Origin of the sequence: Micromonospora sp. NPDC000668 (assembly GCF_042897975.1) — a bacterium.
In the GTDB taxonomy this organism is placed as follows: domain Bacteria; phylum Actinomycetota; class Actinomycetes; order Mycobacteriales; family Micromonosporaceae; genus Micromonospora.
Genome location: NZ_JBIAYP010000010.1, coordinates 124,925 through 137,912, shown reverse-complemented (window position 1 = coordinate 137,912; position 12,988 = coordinate 124,925). Strand labels below are relative to the sequence as shown.

The 12,988-nt window shown below is 72.3% G+C and carries 8 protein-coding genes; 3 read left to right on the top strand and 5 right to left on the bottom strand.

Going from position 1 to position 12,988, the window contains the following annotated elements; genetic code table 11:
- Positions 1-145: 145 nt before the first annotated feature.
- Entirely contained in the window at positions 146-1,300 is a 1,155-nt protein-coding gene (locus tag ACFY29_RS34735; protein WP_386992987.1) for a cellulose binding domain-containing protein, read from the bottom strand.
- A gap of 305 nt (positions 1,301-1,605) precedes the next feature.
- On the opposite strand from ACFY29_RS34735, the gene ACFY29_RS34730 reads away from it, so the two are divergent.
- Together ACFY29_RS34730 and ctaD are read left to right on the top strand one after the other, a co-directional pair.
- A complete protein-coding gene (locus tag ACFY29_RS34730; RefSeq protein WP_328424099.1) occupies positions 1,606-2,712 on the top strand; it encodes an FAD-dependent monooxygenase in 1,107 nt (368 codons plus the stop codon).
- A 119-nt stretch (positions 2,713-2,831) separates the two neighbouring features.
- A complete protein-coding gene (ctaD, locus tag ACFY29_RS34725) occupies positions 2,832-4,592 on the top strand; it encodes a cytochrome c oxidase subunit I (protein ID WP_386992983.1) in 1,761 nt (586 codons plus the stop codon).
- A gap of 619 nt (positions 4,593-5,211) precedes the next feature.
- On the opposite strand, the gene ACFY29_RS34720 is transcribed toward ctaD, so the two are convergent.
- Genes ACFY29_RS34720 through ACFY29_RS34705 form a run of 4 tightly spaced genes read right to left on the bottom strand, consistent with a single transcriptional unit; the run spans position 5,212 to position 11,116 of the window.
- Complete coding sequence (locus tag ACFY29_RS34720) at positions 5,212-6,462, bottom strand: MFS transporter (protein WP_386992980.1); 1,251 nt, start codon at positions 6,460-6,462, stop codon at positions 5,212-5,214.
- A gap of 40 nt (positions 6,463-6,502) precedes the next feature.
- The gene (locus ACFY29_RS34715; RefSeq protein ID WP_328424105.1) at positions 6,503-7,084 is read right to left on the bottom strand and encodes an isochorismatase family protein; all 582 of its coding nucleotides are present in this window, start codon (positions 7,082-7,084) and stop codon (positions 6,503-6,505) included.
- 50 nt (positions 7,085-7,134) lie between these two features.
- Positions 7,135-8,421, bottom strand: a complete 1,287-nt coding sequence (locus ACFY29_RS34710) for a nicotinate phosphoribosyltransferase (protein ID WP_386992978.1) — start codon at positions 8,419-8,421, stop codon at positions 7,135-7,137.
- Between the two features lie 16 nt (positions 8,422-8,437).
- Entirely contained in the window at positions 8,438-11,116 is a 2,679-nt protein-coding gene (locus ACFY29_RS34705; RefSeq protein WP_386992976.1) for a LuxR C-terminal-related transcriptional regulator, read from the bottom strand.
- A 195-nt stretch (positions 11,117-11,311) separates the two neighbouring features.
- On the opposite strand from ACFY29_RS34705, the gene ACFY29_RS34700 reads away from it, so the two are divergent.
- Positions 11,312-12,862, top strand: coding sequence for a hypothetical protein (locus tag ACFY29_RS34700; protein WP_386992974.1), 1,551 nt, complete (start codon positions 11,312-11,314; stop codon positions 12,860-12,862).
- Positions 12,863-12,988 lie beyond the last annotated feature (126 nt).

The following is a 12,988-nucleotide window of genomic DNA, read 5'->3' as shown; positions in this document are numbered from 1 at the left end:
TGCGTCGGGTTTTTCCGCGCCTGCGGGCTCTTTGGGGTGGTTTCCCCGGGGGGGGGGCGGCGGGGGGGGGGGGGGGGGCGGTTGGGGGGGGGGGGGGGGGGGGCGCCCCCCCCGGCCCCCCCCCCCACTGCCAGTTGCCTACCGCTCAGGAGCGGGAGCAGGCCACGCCGTTGAGGGTGAAGCTCGTCGGCGACGAGTACGCCCCGCTCAGCGTCCCCTGGTACCCGAAGCTGGCCGTGCCGCCCGGGGCGAGCGTGCCGTTCCAGTTCAGGTTCCGAGCGGTCACCGTCGACCCGCTCTGGCTCACCGTGGCGTTCCATGCGCTGGTCACCTGCTGCCCGCTCGGCAGCGCGTAACTCAGCGTCCAGCCGTTTACCGGGCTCGACCCCGTGTTGGTGATCTGGACGTCGGCGGTGAAGCCGCTGTTCCACGAGTTCGGCGTGTACTTCACCGCGCACCCGGCGCCACCCGGCGGCGGGGTGGTCGGGGGCGGCGTGGTCGGCGGCGGAGTCGTCGGGGGCGGGGTGGTGGGCGGTGGGCCGCCGCCGTTGACGGCGGCGGAGAACGAGGTCACCGCCAGGCCGGCGCCGCCCTGCCAGGGCTCGAAGCCGGCCTGGATGCTGGTCAGGTACCAACTGTTGGTGATCGCGCCCCGGTTGCGGACGTCGGTGATGAAGTCGAGGACGCTGAAGTTCAGGCTGGTGATCGGCGACGGCGCGACGTACGAGATGACGTTGTTGCCGCCGTTGTTGCCCCGCCAGACCTCCCAGGTCCGGCCGGCCAGGCTGGCCGTGCCGACCGGTGAGCCGATGGGCTGGATCGAGCCCTGCCGGTTGAGCCAGATCATGATCTCCATCTGGTTCACGCCGTCCCGCTTGGGCGTCGGGTCCAGCCAGATGTCGTACGAGGCGTTGTAGGTCGCGCCGCTGACGTACCGGTAGTTGATGCTGCTGGTGGCGCTGCTGATCTGGCTCACCTGGATCGGCAGGTTCGTGCCGGGGGAGCAGTTGGTGTAGTGACAACCGAAGAACACCGAGGGGTACGCGGTGGGCGCGCCGTTGGTGGGGTTGCTGCCGTTCTGCGTGGTGATCTCGAAGCCGGTGTCGGTGACGTTGATGCACTGCTGGGCGGTGGTGCCCCAGCGGTTGTTCTGCACCACGTACCGGCTCTGGATGACGGTCGAGCCGTACTGATCACAGATCTGGGTGTCGGCGGAGGCGTTGCCGCCGAGGGCCACCGCGACGATCGAGCCGCCGAGCAGCAGGCCAGCGGCGACCAGGGCCCGAAGTGGACGTTTCATGATGCTCCTTGACTGCGGCGCGTGCCGGACGCCGAAATGAGGTCGGGGCAGGTACGGGAGCGCTCCCACGCTCGATGACACATTTACATGTTTGAAAGTGGTCCGCAACCGTACGCGTCAAACTGGTGAAATGTGAGGATTGCCACGCCCGCGCCGGACGGCCGGCAGCGGACGTCCAGCTAAGCGGCGGGAGTCGCCGACGAGCGACTCCGGGCGGGCCAAATGGGCCCTGGTGTGCGCCGATAGCGCCGAGTAGCGTGTTGCCTCCAACGCGTGCCGCATCCCCTCCGGAGGCGTACACCACCATGGGTGGCTCCCCCCTGCGCATCCTCGTCGTCGGCGCGGGCATTGCCGGCCTGGCCGTGGCCCGGGCGCTACGCCTGGCGGGCTTCCGGCCCGACGTCACCGACAAGCTGCCGCCGGGGGAGTCCACCGAGACCGGCCTCTACCTGCCGGGCAACGCGGCCCGCGCGCTGCACCGGCTGGACCTGCACGACCCGGTACGCCCACTCGGGCAGGTGATCCGCCGGCAGCGCTTCTTCGACGCCGCCGGCGCGCCGCTCTGCGAAGTCGACCTCGACACCCTCTGGGCCAGCGTCGGCGAGTGCAGGGCGCTGCCCCGGGCGGACCTGCACCGGGTGCTGCTCAGCGGAGCCGGCGGCGCCGTCCGGCACGGCGCCGAGGTACGCACCCTGGACCTGCTCCCGGGCGGGGTCGGGGTCACCTTCACCGACGGCACCAGCACCGAGTACGACCTGGTCATCGGCGCCGACGGGCCGCGCTCCTCGGTCCGCGCGCTGGCTTCGCTCGGCGGGCCGCCCCGACCCGTCGGGCAGGTGGTCTACCGGGCCGTGTTGCGCGACGGTCCGCCGGTCAGCGAGTGGACCGCCCTGCTCGGTCAGCGCTCCGGGTTCCTGATGGTGCCGATCGGTGCCGGTCGGCTGCACTGCTACGCCGATGAGGCCGGCACCGAAGCGCCGGCCGACCCGCTGGCCCGGCTGCGCGAACTCTTCGCCGACTACCGCGGCCCGGTGCCCGAGGTGCTCGCGGCGCTCGACGGGGTGCACGTCGGGATCACCGACGAGGTGGAGCTGGGGCGCTGGCACCGGGGGAGGGTGCTGCTGGTTGGCGACGCCGCGCACGCCACCGCGCCGACACTTTCCCAGGGTGCGGCGATGGCGCTGGAGGACGCGGTGGTGTTGGCCGAGTCGCTGCGCGCTGCCGGCAGCGTGGAGGCGGCCCTGGTCGCGTACGAGAGTCGCCGCCGTCCGCGTACCCGCTGGGTGCGGGACCGGACCCGGGACCGCAACCGGACCCGGGACGTGCCGCCAGCGCTGCGCGACCCGCTATTGCGCGGACGGGGCGGCCGGATCTTCGGAGAGCACTACCGCTTGCTGGTCGGGCCGCTGTAGATCGTGTCCCGCCACCCCACGCGGCGCTCCGACCTGCCGGGGACTATTCTTCCTGCGGATAACGGCCCGCCGATAACCAGCGTGTGCCGAGCGGGACAACCGAGAACCGGAGGCCACTCGTGACCACCGTCGCACCCAAGCCGGTCGTGACCCGGCCCTGGCCGGTCCGGGAGCCGGTCAAGGGGTCGGCCATCGCGCGGCTGCTTCGTACCACGGACGCGAAGCAAATCGGGATCATGTACATGGTCACCGCGTTCGTGTTCTTCATGATCGGTGGCCTGATGGCCCTGGTCATGCGGGCTGAGCTGGCTCGACCCGGGATGCAGTTCCTGTCGCCCGAGCAGTACAACCAGCTCTTCACCATGCACGGCACGATCATGTTGCTGTTCTTCGCGACGCCGGTCGTGTTCGCGTTCGCCAACTACGTCGTGCCGTTGCAGATCGGTGCACCCGACGTCTCCTTCCCGCGGCTGAACAGCTTCGCCTACTGGCTGTTCCTGTTCGGCGGGACGATGGCGACCGCCGGCTTCCTCACCCCGGGCGGTGCCGCCGACTTCGGCTGGACCGCCTACACGCCGCTGAGCAGCGTCGAGCACTCGCCCGGCGTCGGCGCCAACATGTGGGTGATGGGGCTGGCCATCTCCGGCCTCGGCTCGATCCTCGGTGCGGTCAACCTGATCACGACGATCCTGACCCTGCGCGCGCCGGGCATGACCATGTTCCGGATGCCGATCTTCACGTGGAACATGCTGGTCACCAGCCTCCTGGTGATCCTGGTCTTCCCGCTGCTGGCCGCCGCGCTGTTCGCGCTCGCCGCGGACCGCCTCCTCGGCGCCCACGTGTACGACCCGGCGACCGGCGGGCCGATGCTCTGGCAGCACCTGTTCTGGTTCTTCGGGCACCCCGAGGTCTACATCATCGCGCTGCCGTTCTTCGGCATCATCAGCGAGGTCATCCCGGTCTTCTCCCGCAAGCCGATCTTCGGCTACAAGGGGCTGGTCGCCGCGACCATCGCGATCGCCGCGCTCTCGATGAGCGTCTGGGCGCACCACATGTTCGCCACCGGCCAGGTGCTGCTGCCGTTCTTCAGCTTCCTGAGCTACCTGATCGCCGTGCCCACCGGTATGAAGTTCTTCAACTGGATCGGCACCCTGTGGCGGGGTCAGATCAGCTTCGAGACGCCGATGCTGTTCGCGATCGGCTTCCTGGTCACCTTCCTCTTCGGTGGTCTCACCGGCGTGCTGCTGGCCAGCCCGCCGCTCGACTTCCACGTGCACGACTCGTACTTCGTGGTGGCGCACTTCCACTACGTGCTCTTCGGCACCATCGTGTTCGCGGTCTTCGCCGGCATCTACTTCTGGTTCCCGAAGATGTTCGGCCGGATGCTCGACGAGCGCCTGGGCAAGGTGCACTTCTGGCTCACCATGATCGGCTTCCACACCACCTTCCTGGTGCAGCACTGGCTCGGCAACGAGGGCATGCCCCGTCGGTACGCCGACTACCTGCCCAGCGATGGCTTCACCACGCTGAACATGGTCTCCACGATCGGCGCGTTCATCACCGGTATCTCCACGCTGCCGTTCATCTACAACTGCTGGAAGTCGTACAAGACCGGCCCGGTGGTCGAGGTGAACGACCCGTGGGGTTACGGCAACTCGCTGGAGTGGGCGACCAGCAGCCCGCCGCCGCTGCGCAACTTCGACCGGATGCCCCGGATCCGCTCCGAGCGGCCGGCGTTCGACATGAAGTTCCCGGAGCTGGCCGCCGGCGGCCAGAGCCTGGCCGGCCCGCCGGAGGGTGGCGCCAAGCCGCTCACCAGCGAGTCGGACGGCGGGGCCAGCTACCGCGAGGACATCGCCAGCGACATTGACCGGAACTGACGCTCAGCTCAGCAGCCGTACGACGGGCGCCGCCCCCGGGACCACCGGGAGCGGCGCCCGTCGCCATGTCCGGCCACCGTCGGACCCGCGCTCGCCTCATGCCCGGCCCGGCCCGACTGGCTTGGCGCGGCTGCCCGGCCGGCGTGGCTCGGCTCGGCCTGGCGTGGCTGGTGCGGTTCGGTTCGTTCGGCTTGGCTGGCCGGCTGGCGCGGCGCGGTTCGGCGCGGCTCGGTTCCGAGTCGGCTCACCTAGCGCAGCCGGCGGGCGGCTCAGCTCGGCCCGCGCTTCCGCCCGGCCCGGCTCGCTCGGCTTGCTTCGGTTCGGCCTGCGCTTCCGGCCGGCCCCGGGGTCGTCCGTCCCGGCTGTCCGGCCACTGTTCCACATGAGCTTGATACCTGTGAGGCATAAATTTGCCTCACAGGTATCAAGCTCTTTTGTGCATGCTGCCCGGACAATCGTCGCCATCTCGACGTGGCCCCTAAGAACAGCGCCCGCTGCCCGGTGCCTGCTGGCCCGGTGCCTGCTGGCCCGGCGCCGGCCCGCTCTCAAGGCTGGCAATCGCAGCGCCACCCAGGCGGGACGGGCGGGTTGCCGCCCACCGGAATGGTGACCCGGGACGTCAGCGGGTGGCGGGGGTGACGTCGGCTTCGACGGGCGGCGCCAGGGCGGCCGTGACGGCGTTGCGGCGGCGGCGCAACTCGATCGGGAGTACCACCAGGGTGACCAGCGTGCCCAGCGCGCCGGTCACCACGAAGCCCCAGAGCGGCGCGCTGGCGTCGATCACCGCGCCGGCGAGCGGAGCGCCGATCGCGATGCCGACAGTGACTGCCGACCCGTGGAGGCCCATCGCCTCTCCGCGTACCTCGGGCGGGGCCAGCCGGCTGACCGCGTCCGAGGCGGCCGCGATGGTCGGCGCGCAGAGTGCGCCGGCGGGGATCAGTGCCAGGCAGAGCAGCCACCAGTGGGCGCCGCCCAGCCCGATCGGGATGGTGCAGAGGCCGAGCGCCGCGGTCAGGGCCAGTGGGGAGAGTGAACGGTGTACGGCACCGTAGGCGAAGCCGCCGGCCAGCGAGGCGACCGCCCAGATGGACAGAACCGCGCCGGTCCAGCCGACCTCGCCGCTCGCCCGCAGCACGGCCACCACCGCCACGTCGGTGCCGCCGAGCACCAGCGTGGCGGCGGTACTGACGGCCAGCACGGCGAGCAGTCGGGGGGTCAGCCACTCGCGGCGGGGCACCCGGCGCCGCAGGCCGGTCGGCTCGCTGGCACCCCGGATGGGCGGGTTGAGCAGCCACAGGCCGATCCCGGCGGCGACGATGCCGGTACCGACCAGGTACAGGGTCGTCCGCGCGGAGATCGCCGTGACCAGGGCCACTGCCAGTGCCGGGCCGATCATGAAGGACAGCTCCACCGACATCGAGTCCAGCGCGTACGCCGGGCGGCGCCGGTCCTCCGGGACCATCGCGGCGATCGACTGGCGGACCACCGAGAAGATGGGCAGGGCGAGCGAGCCGGCCACGAAGGCGGCCGGCAGCAGCAGTGGGTACGACAGCGAGGGCGCGGTGGTCCAGAACACCGCCTCGGCGATCGCGGTGAGCACCAGGACCGGGCGCAGGCCACGCCGGTCCACCAGCCGGCCGAGCAGCGGGCCGCCGATCGCCGCGCCCACCGTGACGGCCGCGCCGACCAGGCCGGCCGCCCCGTAGCCCCGGTCGAGGTCGAGCACGACGTAGAAGGTCAGCGTCACACCGGTCGCGGTGAGCGGGATACGGGCGAGGACGGCGAGCAGCAGCAGCGACCGCAGGCCGGGCACGGCGAGCGCTGCCCGGTAAGGCTTCATGTTCACGTGGGTCCGTACCTCCGGCGACATCCTCGACCGGCGGCGGGCGGATGACCAACCAATTACCGCCTCATGCGGCCCTGATCACAGGCTGACCGTGCATGGTCACCCCGGCGCCGTCCAGCGCCCGCAGCGCCACGTCGGTGGTCTCCGGAGCGACCGCGGCGGTCAGTTCGAGCAGCACGGTGGTGGCGAAGCCCTCCCGGGCGGCGTCCAGCGCGGTCGCCCGGATGCAGTGGTCGGTGGCGATGCCGACCACGTCGACCTGGTCCACGTCGTGCCGGCGCAGCCAGTCGGCCAGGCACTCGCCGTCGTCGGCGTGCCCGTCGAACCCGGAGTACGCCGCCGCGTGCTCGCCCTTGTGGAAGATCGCCTCGACCCGCCCGGTGTCCAGATCGGGGTGGAACTCCGAGCCGCTGGTGCCGACCACGCAGTGCCGGGGCCAGGACTCCACGAAGTCCGGCGGATCGCCGAAGTGCGCGCCCGGGTCGATGTGGTAGTCCTTGGTGGCGACCACGTGTGCCCAGCGGTCCGGCTCGGCGGCGAGCAGCCGGGAGATTCCGGCGGCCACATCCGCGCCGCCACCGACGGCCAGCGAGCCGCCCTCGCAGAAGTCGTTCTGCACGTCCACGATGATCAGTGCGTTGGCCATCGAGGTCTCCCTCCTCATGATCGGGTCTGCGGTGCCGGTCCTGGATGAGCTCAGTCGGCGGGTACGACGCTGACCGGTACGGCCGGGTCGCCGCCGGAGAGCTTCAGCCCCTCCCACGGGATGGAGATCAGGCATTCGCGCAGGTGTTCCCGCGACTCGTCCAGCGACGGTAGGGCCACCGGCTCGCCGTCGACCACGTACGAGCGCTGGAGCAGCCGGTCGTTGGGCTGCCGGTCCGGTACGCCCTGCGGGACGATGATCTCCTCGGTGGCGGTGCCGGTCGGCTTGTGCCGGCGGACCGCCACCTTCCGGCCACCGATCGTCGCCTTGTGCTCGGAGCGCTTCACCACCGGCCGCCCCTCGACCTCGACGAGCTTGTAGACCAGCCCGGCGGTCGGCGCCCCGGAGCCGGTGACCACGGCCGTGCCCGCGCCGTACATGTCCACCGGCTCGGCGGCCAGCGAGGCGATGGCGTGCTCGTCCAGGTCGCCGGAGACGATGATCTTGGTCTCGGTGGCGCCCAGCGAGTCCAGCAGCTCCCGGGACTTCTGAGCGATCACCGCCAGGTCACCCGAGTCGATCCGTACCGCCCGCAGCTCCGGCCCGGCCACCGCGATCGCGTTGCGAATGCCCTGGCTGATGTCGTACGTGTCGACCAGCAGCGTGGTGTCCTTGCCCAGCGTGGCGACCTGCGAGGCGAACGCCGCCCGCTCGTCGTGGTGCAGCAGCGTGAACGCGTGCGCCGCCGTGCCCGCGGTGGGGATGCCGTAGCGTGCACCGGCGGCGAGGTTGGACGTGAACCGGAACCCGGCCAGGTACGCCGCGCGCGCCGCGGCCACCGCGGCCTCCTCGTGCGCCCGCCGCGAACCCATCTCGATCAGCGTGCGACCCCGCGCGGCGGTCACCATGCGGGCAGCTGCGGCCGCCACCGCGCTGTCGTGGTTGAGCACGGAGAGCACCAAGGTCTCCAGCACTACGCACTCGGCGAAGCCGCCCGAGACGGTGAGGATCGGCGAATTGGGGAAGAACAGCTCACCCTCGGCGTACCCGTCGATGTCGCCCGTGAAGCGGTAGTCGGCGAGCCAGGCCGCGCCCGCCTCGTCGACCACACCGGTCCGGCTCAGGAAGTCGATCTCTGTCGGGTCGAACCGGAAGTCACGGATCAGGTCGATCAGGCGGGCCGTCCCGGCGACCACGCCGTACCGGCGGCCGGTCGGCAGCCGGCGGCTGAACACCTCGAAGACGCAGCGGCGGTCGGCGGTGCCGTCCTTCAGAGCCGCGCTGACCATCGTCAGCTCGTAGTGGTCGGTCAGAAGCGCGGGGCGGAGGGTGCTCACCGCCCAAGCCTAAGGTTCAGCCTGAGTCGCCGCTTTCGTGCCCCGGGATCGATCGCAGCGCAGCCCACAGCTCGGCCCGGGCGGTCACGCCGAGCTTGGTGTAGATCCGCTGGAGGTGGTTCTCCACGGTGCGGGCGGAGAGATAGAGCCGCTCGGCGATGGCCTTGCTGGTCGCGCCGTGGGCGGCGAGGCGGGCCACCTGCCACTCCCGTTCGGTCAGCACCGGCGCCCCGGCGTGCAGCGCCGGCGTGCGGATCAGCTCGCAGCGGCCGAGTAGCCCGGCCAGGCGCTCCCGGGCCTCACCGGCTGCCGGCGAGTGCTGCTGCCGCAGCCGGTGCAGCGCTTGGGCGGTGGCTTCGGCGGCGTACACGTGCAGCTCCAGCGCGGCGTAGTCGTCGGCGACTGCGAGCAGATCCGGGGCGGAGTCGGTCACCGCGGCCCGGGCATGCCGGGCCAGCAGTGGCGGGAGCACCCCGTCGACCCGCTCGGAGAGCTCGGCGAGGCGTTGCGCGACTGTGCGCCGGCCGCCGTCGGAGCAGGTCGGCCCGACCGGTGCGCCGGCCTGGTCCAGCCGGACCAGGTCGTGCAGGACGTGCACCTCGTGCCCGGCGAAGCCGTCCGCGCGCAGCCGGTCCACCAGATCGGTGAGCTGCTTGGCTGCGCCGGGCAGGTCGCCCGACGCGGCGAGCACGGCGCCTCGGGCCTGCTCCAGCCATGGATAGAGCACCGACATGCTCGGCGAGTGGGTGCGGTCGGCCTCGGCCATCGCCTCGGTTGCCTGCGCCGCGTCGCCGCGCAGGGCCGCCGCCTGGGCCCGCTCGGCCTGGGCCAGACCGGCGTAGACCCGGCTCGTGGCCAGCACCGCGCAGGCGCCCAGCGAGGTCCGCATCGCCGCGTCGCTCTGCCCGCGCAGGCGGGCCGCGTACGCCTGGAGGATGGCCAGGTACCCGGTGCCGAGCCGGAAGTCGCCGGCGCCCGCGAGGTCGGCGAACTCGTCGGCCACGATCGCGTCGATCCCGGCCAGGTCGCCGGTGAGCATGAGCCGGGTGCCCCGGGCCAGCTCCAGGGCCAGTTGCAGGTACGGCATGTCGGTACGCCAGCTGGCCGCCGCGGAGTGCACCTGGGCGATCGCCGTACCGCTGCGGGCGAGCTGGCCCTGCGCGGCCTGGACGTACGCGATGGTGCTGCGGGCAAGCTCGCGGGCGGCGACGCTCGCTGCCGGCCGGTCCAGCACCCGCTGGCTGAGCCGCACGGCGGTGGTCGTGTCCAGCCGGTGCAGTCGCATGATCGCCTCGAAGGCGTGCACCCGGGACCGGTCGGCGGAGTCGCTGAGCTGCTCGACCCGGCTCGCGATCTCCTCCACCGTGGACTCCTGGCTCAGCCCCCAGTAGCTGACCATCCCCCGCACGGTCAGCCATCGGCAGAGCCGCCGCTCGTCGCCGGGCTCGGGAGTCACCGCGTCGAGGACGTCGATCGCCTCGTCCGGTCGGTCGGCGAACATCAGGATGGTCGCCAGCAGCTCCGCCGCGTCCGAGCCGCCGTCGGCGTTGAGCGCGGCGCGGGCCAGCCGGGTCGCCAGCGGCACGTCGTAGCGGGTGAACGCCTGCACCGCGGCGTCCACCAGCAGGGCGGCGTCCTGCGCGGTGCCCGAGTCGAGCCGCCACACCGCCACCCGCAGGAGGTCGCCGCGGCGGCGCTTTCCGACCCGCTCCAACAGCTCGGCGAGGTGCGCCTGGAGTCGTCGGGTGCGGCTGACCGGGCAGCGGCGGCGCATCACCTCGCCGTAGAGCGGGTGGGCCAGCCGGACGTCGGTCCGCCGGTCGCTCTGTACGACGCTGATCAGCCCGCGTTCCTCGGCGATCTCCACGTCGACCGGGTCGGCGGCCAGGTTGAGGAGGTGCAGGCCCAGCGGTTCGCCGAAGGCGACCAGCTCGACGACCGTGCGGACGCCGTCGGTGAGCTGCCCGACCCGGGTGTCGATGAGGTCGGTCAGGTTGGGTGCCAGCTCCAGGCGCCCGGTCCACTTCCAGATGCCGTAGGTGCGCTTCAGCTCCGCGCTGCCGTTGGCGGCGTGCACCAGCTCGCGCAGCAGCAGTGGGTTGCCGGACGAGAGGCGGCCGAGCCGGTCGGCGGAGCCGGCGTCGACCGGGCCATCCAGGATCGACGCCAGCAGGCCGGCGGTCTCCGCCTGTGGCATCGGCGTCAGTTCGATGTGCTCGACCAGGTCGTCGGTCCAGAGTGCCCGGATCGGCAGCGGGATCTGCTCGCCGTCGCGCAGGGTGCCGACCACGGTGGCGTTCTCGTCCCGGGCGACGAGATGCACGAGCGCCGCCGAGGGCGGGTCGAGCAGGTGTGCGTCGTCGATGGCGAGCACGATCCGGCGGCCGGCCGCCTGCTGGTGCAGCACGCCCAGGGCCCAGCGCAGGATGCCGGCGGGGGAGAGCCCTTGGGGTTGCTCGGCGGGGAGGACCTGCACCAGCCCGCCGAACGGCAGTGCGGCGGTGGTGGCGCTGGCCGCGATGGACCAGATCGCGTACCGGTCGGTGGGCAGGGTGCTGACGCCCTCGCGCAGCAGCCGGCTCTTGCCGATGCCTGCGCTGCCGCTGAAGAAGAGCCCCCGGCCGGCCTCGCCGGTCACGGCCGCCAGCAGGCGGTTGAGCTCGTCGGTTCGGCCGACGAACTTCCATCGACTCATCCGGGCAGCATATCCATCGAAACCTGTCTGCGCGCGGACCGTCACGCACCGAAGTTGAGTAATCTCGTGATTACCGGTGAGTATGTGTAGTGTTCCGTCCGGTCATCGGGCCGCCCGTACTGTTCCGATATACGGGTACTGTCACCGGATTCAACGCGACCGGCGCGCCGGTCGCCTGCCCTGGGAGGCCACCTGATGAAGCAGGGCCCTCTCCCCTCGGTCGACTCGTCGGACGACATGGCCGGCCCAGTCGAGCTGCCGCGCTGTGGCCCGCTGCCCACCCAGGTCGGGGTGACCGGTCCCGCTCCGGAGGAGCCGCTCGGCGTGGTCGCCGTCGGCCCGGCCGGCGCCGAGCGGCGCGCGGTGCTCGCCACCCTGCTCGGGCTCGACCCGGTGATGCTCACCGTGCCGGCGGGCAGTTGGCTGGTGGTGCGGCACGCCAAGGAGCCCACCCGTGCGGCGTACGTGCCGGGTTACCGCCAGCCGCACTCGTACGGCGCGGACCGGGACGCGGCCGGCCCGGCGCTGGCCCGCCCGCCCCGGCGTGTCGAGTTGAGCGTGCCGGAGCCGCTGTTGCGGCACTTCACCCTGATCGACACGCCGGACAGCGGCACGCTCGGCGTGGCCGGGGGTCGGGTGCTGCTCGACGCGGTCGGCCGGGCCGGCGCGCTGCTCTTCGTGATCGCGGCCGACCAGGCGTTCACCGCCGCGGAGTTGAACCTGCTTGCCGAGGTGGCCCCCGCCCCGGTGAAGGTCGTCTTCGCGGTCACCCCCGGCGCGGCGGGCTGGGCGCCGGTGCCCGACGGCGCGGCGACGACGGAGGACGCGGGGGCGTCCGTCCCGCCGGCCGGCGGTCTGCCCGGCGAGGTCGACCCGGTCGCGGTGACCGTGGAGGCGCACCGGGCGGTGCTGCTGGCCGCGGTGCCCTCGCTGGCCGGCGCGCGGTGGTTCCCGGTCGCCGACGCCGACACCGCTGCGGATTTGCGCCGGGCGCTGGTGGGTTGGTCGGCCGACGAGGGGTTGCACCGGGCCAGCGTGGATCCGCCGGTGCTGCCGGGCCAGCACGACCGGGTGGCCGTGGTCGCTGACCCGGGGGACTGGTCCGAGCAGCTTGACCGGCAGACCCGCTCCTGCGCCCAGCGGATCCGCCAGCACCTCGCGCTGGAGTTGGCGAACACCCACCTGCGGGTGGTTCAGGAGATCGTCTTCGGGGTCGGCTGCGCCGGCCTGCCCGAGCTGCTGGACCGGGAGATGGCCGCGTTGTCGCTGTTGGCCACCGCCCAGTGCGACCACGCGGTGCGGGGCATCGTGGCCGATGCCGCGACCCGGGTGCTCGGCGCTCCGCTGGCCGAGGGCGTGCGGCGCCGGATCGCCACGGCCGTGCAGTACGGCCTGGCTGACCACCGGCATGGTCGCGACCTGGACCGGGTGTTGCTGATCACCAGCACGGCCGGGGTGGCCAATCTGACCGGCCCGGAGGCGATCGACGCGCTGTCCGGCTATCCGGCGGCGTCGCGCGACGAGGTGTTCCCGCCGGTCGCGGTGGCGCTCTCCGGCGGGTGCTGGCAGACGTGGCGCACTCCCGGCAACGACGACCGCAACGCCGCGCGGGCGTGGTCCCAGCGGGCGCTGTGGGAGGTTGAGCTGGGGTTGTCCCGGGAGATCTCCCGACGGTTCGAGGTGATGCGCCTCTCGCTGGGCGCGGTGCTCTCCGATGCAGTCGACCACGGCATCCTGCTCGCCTGACGGCGTGGCCGCCGGCTCGGTACCACACCTCCCGTTCGGCGACGTCCAGGGCGGGTCCGGGACGGCCGGAGTGGGCGATCCTCGCCGGGCCGGCGTTCCGGTTCCTCGGTTCCGGGAAACCGGTGG

Bases quoted from the DNA above. Each gene is read 5' to 3' on its own strand.
- ACFY29_RS34735 (WP_386992987.1), bottom strand. From the start codon at position 1,300: ATGAAACGTCCACTTCGGGCCCTGGTCGCCGCTGGCCTGCTGCTCGGC.
- ACFY29_RS34730 (WP_328424099.1), top strand. From the start codon at position 1,606: ATGGGTGGCTCCCCCCTGCGCATCCTCGTCGTCGGCGCGGGCATTGCC.
- ACFY29_RS34720 (WP_386992980.1), bottom strand. From the start codon at position 6,462: ATGTCGCCGGAGGTACGGACCCACGTGAACATGAAGCCTTACCGGGCA.
- ACFY29_RS34715 (WP_328424105.1), bottom strand. From the start codon at position 7,084: ATGGCCAACGCACTGATCATCGTGGACGTGCAGAACGACTTCTGCGAG.
- ACFY29_RS34705 (WP_386992976.1), bottom strand. From the start codon at position 11,116: ATGAGTCGATGGAAGTTCGTCGGCCGAACCGACGAGCTCAACCGCCTG.
- ACFY29_RS34700 (WP_386992974.1), top strand. From the start codon at position 11,312: ATGAAGCAGGGCCCTCTCCCCTCGGTCGACTCGTCGGACGACATGGCC.